This is a genomic window from Paenibacillus sp. 598K, from assembly GCF_003851045.1.
Taxonomy (GTDB): domain Bacteria; phylum Bacillota; class Bacilli; order Paenibacillales; family Paenibacillaceae; genus Paenibacillus_D.
The window spans coordinates 1-18,280 of sequence record NZ_BFBX01000020.1 but is presented as its reverse complement, the minus strand read 5'-3'; the positions used below and the strand labels follow the sequence as shown (position 1 = coordinate 18,280).

The following is an 18,280-nucleotide window of genomic DNA, read 5'->3' as shown; positions in this document are numbered from 1 at the left end:
CCGCCAGCCTGGCCACCGCACGCGCCGTCGCCAGGTCGTAGCGATCGCGGTGCGCAGGCTGGCGGGCGATATCCTCGGCCCTGCCATGCACGCACAGCACATCCGTCAGCCCCAGCTCGCTCACGACATGCTGCAGGAACTGGATGCGTTTGTTCAGCGAATCGACGATCGTCACCTTCAGATGCGGGAAGCAGATCTTGAGCGGCAGACTCGGGAAGCCCGCTCCCGAGCCGATGTCGGCGACGGATGTCGTTCCGACCATGTCGGTGACAAAGGAGAGCGCCGCCGAATCATAGAAGTGCTTCTCGTAGACGGCTCCCCGCTCGGTGATCCCCGTCAGATTCATCCGCTCGTTCCACTCCACCAGAAGCTCGTAATAGCGGTCGAACTGCGCGAGCTGGCGCTCCGTTATCGTCAGACCCTGTTGCGCCAGCAACGCGGCAAAGGATTCATTATTCATAGCTGTCCCTTACCCCCGAGCCGCAACGACGCGATTGTGATGCTCGAGATAGACGAGCAGGATCGAGATGTCCGCAGGCGTTACCCCGGCGATCCGCGACGCCTGACCGATCGAGAGCGGCCGAATCTCGGACAGCTTTTGTCTCGACTCGGACGAGAGATTATGCACATCCTTGTAATCGATGTCGTCGGGAATTTTTTTCTTCTCCATCTTGCTCATCCGCTCGACCTGGAGCAGCTGCTTTTCGATATAGCCCGCATACTTGAGCTGGATCTCGACCTGCTCCTTCATCTCCTCGGTGAGCGCCAGCGGCGACGGGCTGATCCGCTCGACCTGCGCATAGGACAGCTCGGGACGGCGCAGCAGCGACAGGCCGTCGACCACCTGCGTCAGCGGCGACGAGCCCGCCTCGGCCAGCACCGCCTGCGCCTGCTCATCCTCCGGACGGATGCGCTCGGCCTTCAGTCGGCGCACCTCCTGCTCCACCAGGTCTTTCTTCTGCAGGAATCGCTCGTAGCGCGCCTCGGAGATGAGACCGATCTCGTAGCCGGTCGGCGTCAGCCGCATGTCGGCATTGTCATGACGGAGCAGCAGCCGGTACTCGGCCCGCGACGTCAGCAGCCGATACGGATCGTTGGTCCCCTTGGTGACGAGGTCGTCGATCATGACGCCGATGTAGCCTTGCGAGCGATCGATGATGACCGGGTCCTTGCCCAGTACCTTACGCGCCGCATTGATACCGGCGATGATGCCTTGACCGGCGGCTTCCTCATAGCCCGACGTGCCGTTGATCTGACCGGCGGTGAACAGCCCCGGCACCCGCTTCGTCTCCAGCGTCGGCCAGAGCTGCGTCGGCACGACCGCATCGTATTCGATCGCATAGCCGGTCCGCATCATCTCGACCTTCTCCAGACCGGGGATCGAGCGCAGGATCGACAGCTGCACATCCTCCGGCATGCTGGTGGACAGCCCTTGCACATAATACTCCGACGTATTCTTGCCCTCCGGCTCGAGGAAGATCTGATGCTTCGGCTTGTCTGCGAAGCGGACGATCTTGTCCTCGATGGATGGGCAATAGCGCGGACCTGTCCCCTCGATCGCGCCGGAGAACATCGGCGCGCGGTGCAGATTGTCGTTGATGATCTGATGCGTCTGCTCCGACGTATAGGTCAGCCAGCATGGCAGCTGCTCGTTATCCGAGTACTCCGTCTCATACGAGAAGAACTTCGGCTGCGGATCGCCAGGCTGGATCTCCGTCTTGTCGAAGTCGATCGTATCGCGGTGCACGCGCGGCGGCGTGCCCGTCTTGAAGCGGGCCAGCTCGAAGCCTAGGCCGCGCAGACATTCCGACAGCTTGATCGATGGCTGCTGATTGTTCGGACCGCTCTCATAGATGAGCTCGCCCATGATGACCTTGCCGCGCAGATAGGTGCCGGTCGTGACGACGACCGCGCGGCCGCGGTAGGTCGCCCCCGTCTTGCTGATGACGCCGGTGCAGGCGCCGTCCTCGATGATCAGCTCCTCGACCATCCCTTGGCGCAGCGTCAGATGCGGCGTCTCCTCGATCGTCTGCTTCAGCGTGTGCTGATACAGGAATTTGTCCGCCTGCGCCCGCAGCGCATGGACGGCCGGTCCCTTGCCGGTGTTGAGCATCCGCATCTGGATGAACGTCTTGTCGATATTGCGCCCCATCTCGCCGCCGAGCGCATCGATCTCGCGCACGACATGGCCCTTCGCCGGGCCGCCGATCGACGGGTTGCAGGGCATAAATGCGACCATATCGAGATTGATCGTCAGCAGCAGCGTCTCACAGCCCATCCGGGCTGCAGCGAGCGCGGCCTCGCAGCCGGCATGACCGGCGCCGACGACGATGACATCGTATTGGCCTGCTTCGTAACTCATGGCGATCTTCGCCTCACTTTCCTAGACAAAATTGGGAGAAAATCTGATCGATCAGCGAGTCTCCGGCCGTATCGCCGAGGATCTCTCCGAGCCGCTCCCATGCGGTCCGTATGTCGATCTGTATAATATCGATCGGTACCCCCCACTCCGTGGCGGCTACCGCATCGTCGAGCGCTTGCATCGCTTGCTTGAGCAGGGCGATATGACGGGCATTGCTGACGTAGGTATGATCCGTCGTCTCCAGCTGACCGCTGAAAAACAGCTCCGAGATCGCCTGCTCCAGCTGCTCCAGTCCTTGCTCCTGCATGACCGACATCGGGACGAGCGCCGCTTCCGGCACGAGGCGCTTCACCTCATCGGCTGCGAGCTGACTCGGCAGGTCGGTCTTATTCATTATAACAACAACCTGGCGTCCGTGCAGCGATTCCATCAGTTCCCTCTCATCCCTGTGGAGCGGCTCGGCCTGGTTGAGCACGAGCAGGATCAGATCGGCCTCCTGCAAGGCGCTACGCGAGCGCTCGACGCCGATCCGCTCGACGACATCGGCCGTCTCCCGCAGTCCCGCCGTATCGAGCAGCTTGAGCGGGATGCCGCCGACCGTGACGAACTCCTCGATCACATCGCGCGTCGTACCGGGGATGTCGGTGACGATCGCCCGGTTGTCTTGCGCCAGCGCATTGAGCAGCGACGACTTGCCGACATTGGGGCGGCCGACGATGACCGTCGTGATGCCCTCGCGGAGGATCTTGCCCTCTGACGCCGTCTTCAGCAGACGCCGGATCTCCTCGATCAGCGGATAGCACTGCTCGCGGATGTACAGATTGGTCATCTCCTCGACATCATGCTCGGGGTAGTCGATATTGACCTCGATATGCGCCAGCAGCTCGATGACCGTCTGCCGCAGCTCGCGGATCAGTCGCGAGAGCTTGCCATCCACCTGCTTCAGCGCGATCGAAAAGGCGCGATCCGACTTGGATCGGATCAGGTCCATCACCGCCTCCGCCTGCGCCAGATCGATCCGTCCATTGACGAAGGCGCGACGGGTGAATTCGCCAGGCTCAGCCAGCCTGACCCCCTCCTGCTGAAGCACGAGATCGAGCACTTTTTTGACGGATATCACACCGCCATGGGTACTGATCTCGACGACATCCTCAGCGGTGAAAGACCGCGGCCCGATCATGATCGTGACCAATACCTCCTCCACCGTCTCGCCATTTCGCGGATCAAAAATATGTCCATAATGAACTGTATGCGACGGCGCTGTCCGGATGTCCGCCTTAGTACGCAACAGCCGGTGAACCGTCGTGATTGCGTCCGGTCCGCTGACGCGGATGAGGGCGATTCCGCCTTCGCCCACAGCCGTCGAGATCGCGGCGATTGTATCCTGGAGCATGACCCGTCACCCCCTTTTATCACTAGAATGGTAAAAAGCAATGTCTCCCGTAAGAGGCATTGCTTGCGTCACTCCTGATCGTTACTGTAGCTCTGTGAAGAAGCCCCATGAAGCGGATAAACCGCCTGCCCTGAACGGGAAGACGGTCGTAGGAAGTGCACGCAATGCATGAATCAGGCTTTCAAGGTAATGACGACGCGCCGATGCGGCTCGTCCCCTCTGCTGGAGGTGCTCACCCGGTCATGATGCTGCAAGCGGGCATGGATAACCTTGCGCTCATGCGCGCTCATCGGCTCCAGCACCACTTCCTTGCGGGTGCGGATGACGCGGCCGGCGAGCCGGTCGGCCAGCTCCTCCAACGTCTTGCGTCTGCGTTCGCGGAAATTCTCGGCATCAAGCACCAGTCGAAAATGGCTGTCGGTGTATCGATTGGCCACGATATTGGCCAGATATTGCAAGGCGTCCAAGGTCTGTCCGCGTCGTCCGATCATCATCCCCAGCTCGTCTCCGCCGGACAATGCCAGCACAAGACCGTCTCGGGATCTCTGATGCTCGATAACAACGTTGACGCCCATCGCGCGTGCGACTTCGCTCAGGAAGCGCTCCGCTTCCTCCGCCGGATCGGGGATGACCTCGAGCTCCACTCGGGCATCCTTGGCGCCGATCAGGCCGAACCATCCTCTCGAGGGCTGCTCGAGCACGGTCACCTGGACGCGATCCGCCGTTAATTGCAATTGCGATAACCCTTTTTGTACAGCATCCTCTACTGTTTTCCCTGATGCGACGAGTTTTCTCACTTGGCAGGAACCTCCTTGCCCTTGTCCGCATTACGTACATATAGGAAATAGTTTTGAATGATGGTATAGATGTTGCTATATACCCAATAGAGAGGCAGCGCGGCCGGGAACGAGATCGCCATGACAAAGATCAATACCGGGAAAATCAGCAAGATCGCTTGCAATGGGTTGTTCGGCTGTTGCGGCATCATCTTCGATTGGATAAACGTCGTGATCGCAGCGATGATCGGCAGGATAAAGTAAGGATCCTTCTCGCCGAGCTGCAGCCAGAGGAACGTGTGCTCCCGGATCTGGTCATTGCCGTAAATGGCATTGTACAGCGCGATAAAGATCGGCATCTGAATCAACAGCGGCAAGCAACCGGCTAGCGGATTGACCTGATGCTGCTGGAACAGCTTCATCGTCTCTTCCTGCTGCTTCTTCGGATCATCCTTATACTTGTCCTTGATCTTCTTCATCTCAGGCTGCAAAGCCTGCATCGCCTTGGAGCTGCGATATTGCTTCAACGTCAGCGGCAAAATGATCGTTCGCACGATAATCGTCAGGAGCAAGATGGACAAGCCGTACGAGCCCTGAAACCAGTTGGCGAAGGTGTCCAGCATGAGCGCGAAGTAATACACGACATTGCGCTCCCAGAAGTTGCCCTGCAGCAGGTCTTCTGTTTTCGTCGTATGGTCGGCCGACACGCAGCCTGTTAGGAAGACGACGAATAGCAGCATGGTCAGCACCAGCAGCCATTTTCTCTTTGTCATCCGAGACAACATCAAAACTCCTCTCTAAAGAAGCAACTGCAAAATAAACTATACCATATATTGTAGAACAAAGAAACAGCCCGGACATCCGCCGTTTCGCCTCAAATTATGAGGTTGGACGGGTCGGACGGGGCTTCAGCAAATTCGCTTTTTTCAGGACGTGGAGAACGCTCCGTTCGAGCTCCTGGTAGCTCATCCGCACGGACGGCATACGCGCGATCAGGATCAGATCCGTATGATCGACGATCCGGTCGGCGTGGAGTCGGACGATCTCCTTGAGCAGCCTTCGCATACGGTTGCGGACGACGGCGTTGCCCAGCTTTTTGCTCACGGATACGCCCAGCCTGAACTGCGGAATATCGTGTTTCTTCGACCAATAGACGACCACCTGGCTGTTCGCGAACGAGCGTCCGCCGCGATAGACCCGGCTGAAGTCCTTCCTGTTGCGAAGACGCAGTTTCCTGTGCACGAGCGCTTCCTCCGTACCATTAAATGCTTAAAATTCAAGGTGAAAAGGCTACGCCGTCTTTAGCGGCGTCGCAAGTTTCATTCCGTTGAAATAAGAGATAATTTATATGCGCGCAGCATATAAATCCTATTATTTTCAAAAAAGAAGACCACTTTGTCGGTGGTCTTCAACATTATGCGCTGATTACTTTGCGGCCTTTTTGGCGACGGGCGCTCAATACTTTGCGGCCGTTCTTTGTGCTCATCCGCTTGCGGAAGCCATGCACTTTTTTACGCTTGCTTACATTCGGTCTGAATGTTGGTCTCATGCTCTTGCACCTCCCTGATACGATCTATAAATGAATCGATCTCTTTTGTCAGTCAGAAAAAACGCCTTTTTCCATTAAACCACGTCCCCTTTTAAAAGTCAATGCTGCTTTCGGCCAAGCCTCTCCCTCTCTTCGCGGCTCTGGCATCGCGATTGGTCGCTCCCTAATCGCTCCAGCCGCTTTTCGACATCATCCCCGAGCTTGCCCCAAAACCTTCCGTTTTTATTCGACGTGGGGCAACAGCGCGGATCGTCATTCCGACGGCATCTAGCAACCTGTGTATAAAATTTGGGGAGATTTCCACAGCTCCTGTCGAATCTTAACAAGATATAAACAATATCTTGTGTTGTAGATAACTTTTATACACAACCTATTGTAATTGTGGATAATATCCGAAATCGCATTGAAATCAAGGGTTAATTTTGCTATGATAGATTTGTTTTCGTTGTGGATTACCGGAGTTAATCCCCAATTCTATCAACAGCCTGTGGATAACTTTGTGAACAAGTGTTATCCCCTTCTTATAACTTTTTTTGTGTACATCTTGATAATGTGGATAGCCAAGCTGCGAATCTGACACATTTCACCATGTACCCGGCGACAACCTAACTACTTGAACAACCCTCCGCCGCCTTTACAGGTGAGCGGAGTCGTTTTTGCACGACGCTTTCGACGATTGTAGGCTTTTTTCTCCCTCCTTCATATACTTCGACATGCAGTGAGCGGACTGACCGGATAAGGAGTGACCGTCTGTGGATAACCATACCCACGAAATGTGGCAGCAAGTGTTATCGATTATCCAAACCAAATTAAGCAAACCAAGCTTCGACACCTGGTTCAAGGCGACCAAGGCGTCGTTTCTTAGCGATGACATGGTGGTCATCTCGGCGCCCACGACCTTTGCTGCGGAGTGGCTGGAGGGCCGTTACACCAAGCTGGTGCGAACGACCTTGTACGAATATCTCGGACGCGATGTCGACATCAGATTCGTCGTCGAGGAGAATAAGCCGCCCGAGCCCGCCGTTGCCCAGCCGCCGATCATCTATGAGACGCCTCAGGTGCAGGAGGAGCCGTTCTCGCATATGCTCAATCCGAAGTACATCTTCGATACGTTCGTCATCGGCGCCAACAACCGCTTCGCTCACGCAGCGTCGCTCGCTGTCGCCGAAGCGCCCGCCAAGGCGTACAACCCGCTCTTCCTCTATGGCGGCGTCGGACTGGGCAAAACGCATCTGATGCACGCGATCGGACATTATATATTGGATCATAATCCAAGTACCAAGGTGCTCTACATCTCCTCCGAGAAGTTTACCAACGAGTTTATCAACGCAATCCGCGACAACCGCGGCGAGAGCTTCCGGATCAAGTACCGCAACATCGATGTGCTGCTGATCGACGATATCCAGTTCCTCGCCGGCAAGGAGCAGACGCAGGAGGAGTTTTTCCATACCTTCAATGCGCTGCACGAGGAGCGCAAGCAGATCATCATCTCCTCTGACCGGCCGCCCAAGGAGATCCCGACGCTCGAGGAACGGCTGCGCTCCCGCTTCGAATGGGGACTGATCACCGATATCCAGCCGCCTGATCTGGAGACGCGGATCGCGATCCTGCGCAAGAAAGCCAAAGCGGAAAATCTGGACATCCCGAACGAGGCGATGGTCTATATCGCCAGCCAGATCGACACGAACATCCGCGAGCTCGAGGGCGCGCTTATCCGTGTCGTCGCCTATTCCTCGCTTATCAACGAGGACATCTCGTCCCATCTCGCAGCCGAGGCGCTCAAGGACATCATCCCTTCGAGCCGGCCGAAGATGATCACGATCCAGGACATCCAGCAGAAGGTCGGCGAGTTTTACGGGCTCAAGCTTGAGGACTTCAAGGCTCGCAAGCGCACCAAGGCCGTCGCCTTCCCGCGTCAGATCGCCATGTATATCGCCCGTGAAGTAACCGAATTCTCGCTGCCCAAGATCGGCGAGGCCTTCGGCGGACGGGACCATACGACCGTGATCCATGCCCACGAGAAGATCTTCCAGCAGATCAAGGTCGACCAGGAGCTATACAAAATCGTCCAGAATCTGACCGAAAAGATCAAAACGCATACGTAATCGGCACATTCGCATCATGAAGCTAAGCCAACGGTTGTGAATAAACCTCAAAACGTTCTATAATTCAAGCAAGCCTATGCACACGCTATACACATGTGGATAAGCTTGCTTGATCAACGTTTTGTCCACTTATTCACATATTCAGCGTCCCTACTACTACGACTACTATTTTTTAAAAGAATTAATAACGTCTATAGCTGCAACGGCAAGCCGTGCTTGGAGACTCTGCCGCATCCTTCTGAACGAACCTCTTTATAGGAGTGAAACCATGAAATTAATGATTCTCAAAAACGAGCTCAATGAAGCGATCCAGCACGTAGCCAAAGCAAGCTCCTCTCGTCCGGCTATCCCGATCCTCGGGGGCATCAAGATCGATGTCACCCATCAAGGTGTTACCTTGACCGCAAGTGATACTGATATATCTATTCAAAGCTTCATCCCGGTAGAACTGGGCGACAAAGTTGCCGCACGGATCGACAAACCGGGCAGCGTCGTACTGCCTGCGAAGTTTTTCGTCGAGATCATCAAAAAGCTGCCAGCCAACGAAGTCGAAATCGAGGTTCAACAACAATTCCAGACGATGATCCGCTCCGGCTCCACCGACATCCAGATGGTCGGACTCGATCCGGAGGAATTCCCGATCCTGCCATCGATCGAGATGCACGAAGCGTTCACGATGTCCGGCGACCTGCTGAAGATGATGATCCGTCAGACGACGATCGCCGCCTCGACCAATGAACAGACACCCGTCCTAACCGGGGTGCTCTGGAATCTTCATGACGGCCAGTTCAAATTCGTCGCGACCGACCGTCACCGGCTGGCAAGCCGTACGGCGCAGGTGGATACGAGCAACGAGCATCGCTTCGCCAACATTGTCGTTGCTGCGCGGACACTCGGCGAGCTGTCGCGACTGATCCCGGATCAGAACGCGCAAGTTGAGATCGTTGTCACCGATAACCAGATTCTATTCAAGGTTGGTCGGGTGTTGTTCTACTCGCGGCTGCTCGATGGCACCTATCCGGACACGTCGAAGATTATCCCGCAGGTGTACAAGACCGAGCTGGTGCTCGATACGAAGACGTTGATCGAAGCGATCGATCGGGCTTACCTGATGTCCAGGGAAGAGCGGACGAATATCGTGCGGCTGATCACGCTCGATGACGGCAGCATCGAGATCTCGTCGAGCTCCTCCGAGCTCGGACGCGTCACCGAGCAGTTGACGCCGGTCTCCTATGAGGGAGAGCCGCTGCGGATCGCATTTAACTCCAAATACATGCTCGATACGCTAAAGGTGCTAGACAGCGAGCAACTGTTCATCGGCTTTAACGGCGCGATGAGCCCGATTACAATCAAGCCCAATGATTATGACCATAGCCTGCATCTTATCCTGCCTTACCGTACGACCAGTTGATCGATAGAGGACAGGTGATCCCCCTATGAAAGCAATCCAAATCTCGACTGACTATATCGCGCTCGGCCAGTTTTTAAAGCTGGCCGACTGCATCGACACCGGCGGCCAAGCCAAGTTTTTCTTGCAGGAGCACGAGATTCTCGTCAATGGCGAGCCGGACAATCGCCGCGGCCGCAAGCTGTATCCTGGAGACCGCATCGAGATCGACGGCTTCGGCGCGTATACGGTCGGCAAGCGATGAACAGCCGTGCCGCAGTCGGCTCAGGAGGCCAGAAAAGGTGCGACTAAAAAACATTGAATTGCAGCACTACCGGAATTATGAAAATCTGGAGTTGGATACCGGGCATAGCGTCAATCTGTTCGTCGGTCCCAACGCCCAGGGCAAAACCAATCTGCTGGAGGCGATCTTTGCGCTGGCGCTCACCAAGTCCCACCGCACGAGCAAGGACAAGGAGCTGATCGGCTGGCAAGGCGAGACGGCGCGGATCAGCGGCCAGGTGGAAAAAAAGTACGGGGATGTCCGTCTGGACCTGACCTATTCGGCGCAAGGCAAAAAAGCCCGCATCAACGGGCTGGAGCAACGCAAGCTGAGCGATTTTGTAGGGACGCTGAATGTCGTCATGTTCGCTCCCGAGGATCTGGAGATTGTCAAAGGCACACCGGGCATACGAAGGCGGTTTCTCGACATGGAGATCGGTCAGGTGCAGCCCGGCTATTTGTATTCGCTCCAGCAGTACGGCAAGGTGCTGGCCCAGCGCAATAATTACCTCAAGTCCGCGTTTGGCGGCAAGGTGCAGGAAGCGATGCTGGACGTGTGGAATATGCAGCTGGCAGAGCATGGTGTTAAAATGATGAAAAAAAGGCAAACCTTTATTCATAAGCTCCAGCGCTGGACCGAGCAGATCCATACAGGCATCACTAGCGGAGGCGAGGAGTTGCAAATTCAGTACCGCCCTTCCTTCGAGCTCGACGCTTCCCAAGATGAATCTGTTTTATTTGAGCAATTTATGATAAAGTTATCACAGGTTAGAGATCAGGAACTGCGCCGAGGCATGACGATGATCGGGCCGCATCGCGACGATCTGGCATTCTTCATCAACGGCAAGGAAGCCCAGATCTACGGGTCGCAAGGCCAACAGCGGACGACCGCATTATCGCTTAAGCTGGCGGAGATCGAGCTGATCCACGAAGAGATCGGAGAGTACCCGCTGCTGCTGCTGGACGATGTGCTCTCGGAGCTCGACCAGAATCGGCAGAATCAATTGATCGCCACGTTCGAGGGCAAGGTTCAGACGTTCATTACGACGACAGGCCTTGAGAGTGTGGAGATGCACAAGCTTCACGACGCCGGCGTCTATCACGTGAAGCAAGGACAGGTCGCCAGATAGCGTAGCGGCGGCGCACTTCAAGCCAAGTTAGGTAAAGGGGTGGATCGGATGTACATCCATTTGGGCGGCGAGAAAATAATCCGTGCCAAGGAGCTGGTCGCGATCTTCGATATCTCGATCGAGCAGTCCTCCAAGTTGTCGAAGCAGTTCGTGGCCGGCGCACGCAAGCGCAAGGACGTGGAAGTGATCGGCGAGGAGGAGTCCAAATCCATCGTGGTCACCAAACAGAAAATATATTATTCACCCATATCATCCTCCACGCTGAAGAAGCGCGCGCATCATTTCGCAGCGAATTAGGCAGGGAATCAGGTGTGAGCAGTCGAGAGGAGCAGTGGAACAAGCATGTCATCGAATCAACATACGTATGACGAGAGTCAGATCCAGGTGCTGGAGGGACTGGAAGCCGTCCGCAAACGCCCGGGGATGTACATCGGCTCTACCAGCGTCAAGGGTCTCCACCATTTGGTGTGGGAAGTCGTCGACAACAGTATCGACGAGGCGCTCGCCGGCTATTGCGACCGGATTGAGGTCATCATCCATGAGGACAGCCGGATCACCGTCATCGACAATGGACGCGGGATACCGGTCGGCGAGCATGCCAAGATGAAGAAATCTGTGCTCGAGGTTGTCATGACGGTGCTCCATGCCGGCGGCAAGTTCGGCGGCGAGGGCTACAAGGTGTCCGGCGGTCTGCATGGCGTCGGCGTCTCAGTCGTTAATGCGCTCTCCGAGCATCTGCTCGTCAAGGTGAGCCGCGATGGCAATGTCTATCAGCAGGAGTATCGCCGCGGCGCGCCGCAATATGATGTCAAGATTGCCGGGACGGCCGATACGACGGGGACAGCGATTACCTTCAAGCCTGATCCTGACATCTTCACCGAGACAACGACCTATGATTATGACACGCTGCAATCCCGGATTCGCGAGCTCGCATTCCTCAACAAGGGCATCGAGATCTCGCTGCATGACGAGCGTACCGGTACCGGCCAAACCTTCGTCTACGAGGGCGGCATCAAGGAGTTCGTCGCCTATCTGAATCGCAATCGCGAGGCGCTCCATGAGCAGCCAATCTATGTCGAGGGCACTCGCGACCATATCCAGGTCGAGATCGCTTTGCAGTACAATGACAGCTATACGGAGAGTATCTACTCTTTTGCCAATAATATTAATACGCATGAAGGCGGCACGCACGAATCCGGCTTCAAGAGCGCGCTGACGCGCATCATCAATGACTATGCCCGCAAGAGCGGCATGATCCGCGACAACGACTCCAACCTCTCGGGCGACGATGTCCGCGAGGGGCTGACGGCGATCATCTCCGTGAAGATCCCCGATCCACAGTTCGAGGGTCAGACCAAGACCAAGCTGGGCAACAGCGAGGTGCGCGGCATCGTCGAATCGCTGTTCGCCGAGAAGCTGCAGGAGTTCCTCGAGGAGAACCCGTCCACCTCTCGCAAGGTGCTGGAGAAGGCGCTCTCCGCTGCCAGAGCGCGCGAGGCCGCCCGCAAGGCGCGCGAGCTGACGCGACGCAAGAGCGCGCTCGAGGTCAGCTCGCTGCCGGGCAAGCTGGCGGACTGCTCGTCCAAGGACGCTTCGATCAGCGAGCTGTACATCGTCGAAGGCGACTCCGCCGGCGGCTCGGCCAAGCAGGGCCGCGACCGGCACTTCCAGGCGATCCTGCCGCTGCGCGGCAAGATCCTCAACGTCGAGAAGGCGCGGCTCGACCGCATCCTCGGCAACGCCGAGATCCGGGCGATCATCACGGCGCTCGGCACCGGCATCAGCGACGACTTCGACCTCCAGAAGGCGCGCTATCACAAGATTATCATCATGACCGATGCGGACGTCGACGGCGCTCATATCCGGACGCTGCTGTTGACGTTCTTCTACCGTTACATGAGCGAGATCATCGAGGCCGGCTACATCTACATCGCCCAGCCGCCGCTGTTCAAGCTCGAGCGCGGCAAGGTTGTGCGCTACGCCCAGTCGGAGCTGGAGCGCGACCAGATTCTCGCCGAGTTCGGCGAAGGCGTCAAGGTCAACATCCAGCGCTATAAAGGTCTCGGCGAGATGAATGCCACCCAGCTGTGGGAGACGACGATGGATCCCGAGAGCCGCAGCATGCTGCAGGTGACGATCGAGGACGCCATCGAGGCCGACGCCATCTTCGATACACTGATGGGCGACAATGTCGAGCCGCGGCGCGATTTCATTCAGAGCAATGCCAAGTATGTCAAAAACCTCGACGTCTAGCACTCGGGGAGGTCCGCTAGGATCAGCCAATACAAAGTCCCATGACAGGCAAGCAGCGGTTCGGCGACAACCGCCGACGGCTTTCGTCATGGGACTTTTTTTGCAATCCTACTTGCGCCGGAAGCGTCCGTAGGCCATCCCGTATCGGTATACCTTGCGGAAGACGCTGCGGTCCTTCAGCTTGCGGAAGATATACGGGTCGGGCTTCGTATTAACCTCGAGTATCCACGGCTGCAGCTGCGTATCGATCGCCACGTCGATGCCGATCTCCTTGAGTCCGGGGTAGATGCGCTGCAGTCGCCTGGCCACCCGTTCGCCGAGCCTCTCCAGCCGTGTGGTATAAGCTGGTTGCTCGGCTGTCGGCAGATGTGTCGCCATCAGCTCGCCGAAGGCCATCGGCGTGCCGCCGCTATGATAGTTGGTGACGATCTTGCCGGGGTGAGCCAGTCGTCCGATGATGCCGGTCGACTCCCAGGCGCCGGAGGGACTTTTCTGCACCATGACGCGCAGATCAAAGCGGCGTTTGCGATGGCGCAGCAGGTGGATGCCGCGTTGGACAAGATAGGTCCGGTTGCCTATCAGTTGCTTGAGGCTATGATACATCGGATCGTAGGAGGCGAATGTGCGGACGCGGGTGCCCTCCTGATACCGATAGCCACCGTCTCCGCTCGTTTCTACCCGGATGACGCCGATCCCGAATGTGCCGCGGTCCGGCTTGACATAGACCATGTTATACTGCTTCAGCATGGCGAGCAGCGATTCATGAGAGAGCTTGCGGGTAAGCGGGATATGCGCTGCGATCGAGCCGTCCTCGAGCAGCACGCTAGTTTTGCTCCATTTGCTTACGACACGCTGGATTGCCAACGAGGGCACCGCCTTTCAGGTCAGATAACCGAAAATATTCTTGTCTTAAGGTACACACTTCCGAAGCAAGGAATGATATAATAGAGCTTGATGCGATAATCGCGGATAGTCAGCTTCCGAAGTGGCGATCCACATTTTGGCTCCTTTTGTATCCTATGTCTGACCAGGCTGCAAGGGGAGCGGCGGATACCCAACTTCTGCGCAAGGTTTATTTGTGCCACAAGAGAGAAAGAACTAGAGTATCGCTATAAGCAACTAAGGTAGGTATGTGCGGAATTGCCCTATGGAATGAGTGGAGGCAGGTTCCGCGCTAAAGATATGTCAGGAGGGTAAGCATGGCCGAAGAGCATTTGAATTCCCAGATACGCGATCGTGATATCGGCGTCGAGATGAGAGATTCGTTCATGGACTATGCCATGAGCATCATCGTCAGCCGTGCGCTCCCAGACGTCAGGGATGGCCTTAAGCCGGTACACCGACGGATTCTTTTTGCGATGTCGGAGCTGGGGATGTCGCCGGACAAGCCGTACAAAAAATCCGCGCGGATCGTCGGCGAAGTCATCGGCAAGTACCACCCGCACGGTGACTCGGCTGTCTATGAGACGATGGTAAGGATGGCGCAAGACTTCTCGCTCCGCTACATGCTGGTCGACGGGCACGGCAACTTTGGCTCGATCGACGGCGACATGGCAGCTGCAATGCGGTATACCGAAGCGCGGTTGTCCAAGATCGCGATGGAGATGCTGCGCGATATCAACAAGGAGACGATCGACTTCGTCCCAAACTATGACGGCGAGGAGCAGGAGCCGGCTGTACTGCCGGCGCGCTTCCCCAACCTGCTGGTCAACGGTGTGTCCGGGATCGCGGTCGGCATGGCGACCAATATCCCGCCGCATAACCTGGTCGAGGTTATCGATGGCGTACAGGCGCTGATCGACAACCCGGATATCAGCTCACTCGAGCTGATGGATTATGTCAAAGGTCCGGACTTCCCGACCGCAGGCATCGTCATGGGCAAGGAAGGCATCCGTCAGGCCTACTCGACAGGCCGCGGCTCGGTGACGATGCGGGCACGCGCCAGCATCGAGGAGAATGGCGGCAAGGCGCGTATCGTCGTGCACGAGATTCCGTATCAGGTGAACAAAGCTCGTCTCGTCGAGAAGATCGCAGAGCTAGTCCGCGAGAAGAAAATCGACGGCATCACCGACCTGCGGGACGAGAGCGACCGCAACGGTATGCGCATCGTCATCGAGTTGCGCCGGGATGTCAATCCCAATGTCGTGCTGAACAATCTGTACAAGCAGACCCAGATGCAGTCCAATTTCGGCTTCAACATGATCGCTCTGGTGAATGGCGAGCCGCGAGTGCTCAACCTGAAGGACATGCTGCATTACTACCTGGAGCATCAGATCGAGGTCATCCGCAGACGGACCGAGTTCGACCTGAAGAAGGCAGAGGCGCGCGCCCATATCCTCGAAGGATTGCGGATCGCGCTCGACCATCTCGACGAGGTCATCCAACTGATCCGCTCCTCCCAGACTGCCGACGAGGCCCGCGATGGCTTGATCAATCGCTTTGAGCTGAGCTATGAGCAAGCCCAGGCGATCCTGGACATGCGGCTGCAGCGTCTGACCGGTCTGGAGCGGGACAAGATCGAGGCCGAATACGCGGAGCTGCTCCGTCGTATCGCTGAGTTGAAGGCGATCCTGGCCGACCAACAGCTCGTCCTGCAGATCATCGGCGAGGAGCTCGCGGAGATCAAGGAGCGCTTCGGCGACGAGCGTCGCACCGAGCTGACGCATAGCGACGAGGAGATCCTCGACGAGGACCTGATCCCGCGCGAGGACGTCATCGTGACGATCACGCATACCGGGTATGTCAAGCGTCTGCCGGTCACCACCTACCGCAGTCAGAAGCGCGGCGGTCGCGGCGTCATCGGCATGGAGACCAAGGATGACGATTACGTCGAGCATCTGTACGTCACCAATACGCATCATTTCTTGCTGTTCTTCACGAACAAGGGCAAGGTGTATCGCTTGAAGGCTTACGAGATCCCAGAGCTCGGCCGGACTGCGCGCGGGACGCCGATCATCAACCTGATCCAGATCGAGCAGGGAGAGATGGTCAACGCGGTCATACCGGTGCCGGAGTTCGACAGCGATCATTACCTGTTCTTCGCGACCAAGCAGGGGATCGTCAAGAAGACGTCTCTCGATGACTATGCCAACATCCGCAAGGTGGGTCTGATCGCGATCTCGCTGCGCGAGGACGACGATCTGATCGGCGTCAAGCTCACGGATGGCAAGCAGGAGATTATCATGGGCACAGCGCAAGGGATGTCGATTCGCTATCCAGAGGAGGACGTGCGTCCAATGGGCCGCTCGGCGACAGGCGTCAAGGGCATCAGCCTTGACGAAGGCGACAGCGTCATCGCGATGGATGTCGTGATGCCGGAGCAGTGCGTGCTGATCGTCACCTCCAAGGGCTACGGCAAGCGGACTCCGATCGGAGAATACCGGTCGCAGAGTCGCGGTGGTAAGGGCATCAAGACGCTGAATGTTACCGATAAGAACGGACCGATCGTTGCGCTCAAGGTCGTCGAGACCGAAGAGGACTTGATGATCATGACCTCCTCGGGCACGATGATCCGCATGAGCATGTCGACCATCTCGACGATGGGGCGCAATACGCAAGGCGTAAGGCTGATCAATATCCGCGACGAGGATGCGGTGGCTACCGTCACCCGGGTCGCGCGCAGCGAGAATAACGAAGAGCTGGAAGAGGCGCTCGACGCCCTCGAAGGCAATGAAGAGAACGAAACACCGCCCGAGCAATAACGGGGCGGTGTTTCCCGGTTCATCCGCGCTTTGCGGCAATCCATTTAGGAGGGACAGGCATGCCCAGTATCCAACTGGCTCAAGTCAAGCTCGGCGATAAAATCACTCAGGATGTACATACATCGCTAGGCGGAACGTTATTCCACAAAGGTAAGGTCGTAACGATCCGGGAGATCGAGATCCTCAATGCCTTCCTCATCCCGACCGTACATATCGAAGCGCGCGAAGGGGCGATGGAGCAGGTCGCTGCCGCTGTAGCCGAGGAGACGTCGCCCAAGGAGCAGACCTCTCTGCAAAAGGAGTACGATTCGCTGCTGGGGCTGCTGAAGCGGATCTACCGGCAACACACGATCGGACAGAGCCTGCCAATCCTCGAAATCCGTACGCGGATGGAATCGCTACTGCAGTATATCAAGGAGTACAATGTCCTTACCTTCCTGCCCCAGGTCGCTGCCGAGGAGGATTATATCTTCCATAACAGTCTGATGTCGGCGATGACCTCGTATCTGCTCGCGCAGTGGGCGGGTCTGCCGCAACGGGATTGGATGCAGGTGGCGCTGGCCGGTCTATTCCACGATATCGGCAATATCAAAATCGACCAGTCACTCCTGCACAAGCCATCATCGCTGACGCTCACCGAGATCGAGCAGATGAAGCAACATACCGTTCAGGGCTATCAACTGCTCAAGACGGTCCCGGCGATCAACGAAGGGGTGAAGCTAACGGCGCTGCAACACCATGAGAAGGTGGATGGCAGCGGATATCCCCTTGGCGTGACGGGGGAGAGTATTCATATGTATGCGAAGATCGTCGCGATTGCGGATATCTTCCATGCGATGACCCTCAAGCGCAGCTATCGCAAGGCAGCCTCACCGTATATCGTTATGGAGCAGATTCAGAAGGAGTCGTTTGGCAAGCTGGAGCCGACGTTCGTCCAGATCTTCATCGAAAAGGCGACCCAGTTCCACAATGGTATGATCGTCCGTCTCAGCGATGAGCGGATTGGCGAGATCGTCTTCTCGGATCGCAATTACCCGACCCGTCCCTGGGTATCGGTGCAAGGCACGATCATCAATCTGACGACTGAGCGTCAGCTGTACATTCAGGAGATCCTGCAGCACGGATAAACGACAGATGATTTGTTGAAAAAAAGGTTGACTTCCCGACTGTGGGCATGATATATTATTCCTTGCCGCTCTTGAGCGGGTGATAGATCAGAGTTGCTGGTCGGGAAGTTTTTTCAAAAAAAAGCTTGCATAAATGATCGCAACTATGATATATTATAAAAGTTGCCGCTGAGACATTGGCGACACACGAAAGACACCAAGTGTTCTTTGAAAAC

16 protein-coding genes are annotated in these 18,280 nt (G+C 56.7%); 8 read left to right on the top strand and 8 right to left on the bottom strand.

Annotated features, from left to right (window positions below; translation table 11 throughout):
- From rsmG to rpmH, 7 genes are all read right to left on the bottom strand, one after another.
- A partial coding sequence (rsmG, locus tag PA598K_RS08805; RefSeq protein ID WP_128656605.1) for a 16S rRNA (guanine(527)-N(7))-methyltransferase RsmG occupies window positions 1–460 on the bottom strand: 460 nt, incomplete at its 3' end.
- Between the two features lie 9 nt (window positions 461–469).
- The gene (mnmG, locus tag PA598K_RS08800) at window positions 470–2,362 is read right to left on the bottom strand and encodes a tRNA uridine-5-carboxymethylaminomethyl(34) synthesis enzyme MnmG (RefSeq protein WP_128656604.1); all 1,893 of its coding nucleotides are present in this window, start codon (window positions 2,360–2,362) and stop codon (window positions 470–472) included.
- A gap of 13 nt (window positions 2,363–2,375) precedes the next feature.
- Window positions 2,376–3,755 carry a tRNA uridine-5-carboxymethylaminomethyl(34) synthesis GTPase MnmE gene (mnmE, locus tag PA598K_RS08795; RefSeq protein ID WP_128656603.1) on the bottom strand — a complete coding sequence of 460 codons (1,380 nt, stop codon included), beginning with the start codon at window positions 3,753–3,755 and terminating at the stop codon, window positions 2,376–2,378.
- A gap of 173 nt (window positions 3,756–3,928) precedes the next feature.
- Window positions 3,929–4,552 carry an RNA-binding cell elongation regulator Jag/EloR gene (gene jag, locus PA598K_RS08790; RefSeq protein WP_128656602.1) on the bottom strand — a complete coding sequence of 208 codons (624 nt, stop codon included), beginning with the start codon at window positions 4,550–4,552 and terminating at the stop codon, window positions 3,929–3,931.
- Complete coding sequence (gene yidC / locus PA598K_RS08785; RefSeq protein ID WP_128656601.1) at window positions 4,549–5,304, bottom strand: membrane protein insertase YidC; 756 nt, start codon at window positions 5,302–5,304, stop codon at window positions 4,549–4,551. Before yidC ends, jag begins: the two co-directional genes overlap by 4 nt.
- Before the next feature lie 106 nt (window positions 5,305–5,410).
- Window positions 5,411–5,773 (bottom strand): ribonuclease P protein component, encoded by a 363-nt coding sequence (gene rnpA / locus PA598K_RS08780; protein WP_128656600.1) that lies wholly within the window; start codon window positions 5,771–5,773, stop codon window positions 5,411–5,413.
- A gap of 172 nt (window positions 5,774–5,945) precedes the next feature.
- Entirely contained in the window at window positions 5,946–6,080 is a 135-nt protein-coding gene (gene rpmH, locus PA598K_RS08775) for a 50S ribosomal protein L34 (RefSeq protein WP_128656599.1), read from the bottom strand.
- Window positions 6,081–6,832: 752 nt separating this feature from the next.
- Here rpmH and dnaA point away from each other — a divergent pair.
- The 6 genes from dnaA (at window position 6,833) to gyrB (ending at window position 13,237) form a co-directional block, all read left to right on the top strand.
- Window positions 6,833–8,185 (top strand): chromosomal replication initiator protein DnaA, encoded by a 1,353-nt coding sequence (gene dnaA / locus PA598K_RS08770; protein WP_128656598.1) that lies wholly within the window; start codon window positions 6,833–6,835, stop codon window positions 8,183–8,185.
- Between the two features lie 268 nt (window positions 8,186–8,453).
- Entirely contained in the window at window positions 8,454–9,596 is a 1,143-nt protein-coding gene (gene dnaN / locus PA598K_RS08765; RefSeq protein ID WP_128656597.1) for a DNA polymerase III subunit beta, read from the top strand.
- 25 nt (window positions 9,597–9,621) lie between these two features.
- Window positions 9,622–9,837, top strand: a complete 216-nt coding sequence (gene yaaA / locus PA598K_RS08760) for a S4 domain-containing protein YaaA (protein ID WP_128656596.1) — start codon at window positions 9,622–9,624, stop codon at window positions 9,835–9,837.
- Window positions 9,838–9,874: 37 nt separating this feature from the next.
- Window positions 9,875–10,984 carry a DNA replication/repair protein RecF gene (recF, locus tag PA598K_RS08755; RefSeq protein ID WP_128656595.1) on the top strand — a complete coding sequence of 370 codons (1,110 nt, stop codon included), beginning with the start codon at window positions 9,875–9,877 and terminating at the stop codon, window positions 10,982–10,984.
- A 48-nt stretch (window positions 10,985–11,032) separates the two neighbouring features.
- Window positions 11,033–11,281: an extracellular matrix regulator RemB gene (gene remB, locus PA598K_RS08750; protein WP_128656594.1), complete on the top strand. Its 249-nt coding sequence runs from the start codon at window positions 11,033–11,035 to the stop codon at window positions 11,279–11,281.
- 45 nt (window positions 11,282–11,326) lie between these two features.
- The gene (gene gyrB, locus PA598K_RS08745; RefSeq protein ID WP_128656593.1) at window positions 11,327–13,237 is read left to right on the top strand and encodes a DNA topoisomerase (ATP-hydrolyzing) subunit B; all 1,911 of its coding nucleotides are present in this window, start codon (window positions 11,327–11,329) and stop codon (window positions 13,235–13,237) included.
- A gap of 108 nt (window positions 13,238–13,345) precedes the next feature.
- On the opposite strand, the gene PA598K_RS08740 is transcribed toward gyrB, so the two are convergent.
- Entirely contained in the window at window positions 13,346–14,110 is a 765-nt protein-coding gene (locus PA598K_RS08740) for a YheC/YheD family protein (RefSeq protein WP_307719874.1), read from the bottom strand.
- 326 nt (window positions 14,111–14,436) lie between these two features.
- Between PA598K_RS08740 and gyrA the strand changes: the two genes are divergently transcribed.
- Both gyrA and PA598K_RS08730 read left to right on the top strand, forming a co-directional pair.
- On the top strand, window positions 14,437–16,938 hold the full coding sequence (gyrA, locus tag PA598K_RS08735) for a DNA gyrase subunit A (RefSeq protein ID WP_128656591.1): 2,502 nt from the start codon (window positions 14,437–14,439) through the stop codon (window positions 16,936–16,938).
- 59 nt (window positions 16,939–16,997) lie between these two features.
- Window positions 16,998–18,065 carry an HD-GYP domain-containing protein gene (locus PA598K_RS08730; protein WP_128656590.1) on the top strand — a complete coding sequence of 356 codons (1,068 nt, stop codon included), beginning with the start codon at window positions 16,998–17,000 and terminating at the stop codon, window positions 18,063–18,065.
- Window positions 18,066–18,280 lie beyond the last annotated feature (215 nt).

Excerpts from the sequence above, each read along its gene's own strand:
- dnaN (WP_128656597.1), top strand. The coding sequence starts at position 8,454 with ATGAAATTAATGATTCTCAAAAACGAGCTCAATGAAGCGATCCAGCAC.
- gyrB (WP_128656593.1), top strand. The coding sequence starts at position 11,327 with ATGTCATCGAATCAACATACGTATGACGAGAGTCAGATCCAGGTGCTG.
- PA598K_RS08730 (WP_128656590.1), top strand. The coding sequence starts at position 16,998 with ATGCCCAGTATCCAACTGGCTCAAGTCAAGCTCGGCGATAAAATCACT.
- gyrA (WP_128656591.1), top strand. The coding sequence starts at position 14,437 with ATGGCCGAAGAGCATTTGAATTCCCAGATACGCGATCGTGATATCGGC.
- mnmE (WP_128656603.1), bottom strand. The coding sequence starts at position 3,755 with ATGCTCCAGGATACAATCGCCGCGATCTCGACGGCTGTGGGCGAAGGC.
- yidC (WP_128656601.1), bottom strand. The coding sequence starts at position 5,304 with ATGACAAAGAGAAAATGGCTGCTGGTGCTGACCATGCTGCTATTCGTC.
- yaaA (WP_128656596.1), top strand. The coding sequence starts at position 9,622 with ATGAAAGCAATCCAAATCTCGACTGACTATATCGCGCTCGGCCAGTTT.
- rpmH (WP_128656599.1), bottom strand. The coding sequence starts at position 6,080 with ATGAGACCAACATTCAGACCGAATGTAAGCAAGCGTAAAAAAGTGCAT.
- remB (WP_128656594.1), top strand. The coding sequence starts at position 11,033 with ATGTACATCCATTTGGGCGGCGAGAAAATAATCCGTGCCAAGGAGCTG.
- mnmG (WP_128656604.1), bottom strand. The coding sequence starts at position 2,362 with ATGAGTTACGAAGCAGGCCAATACGATGTCATCGTCGTCGGCGCCGGT.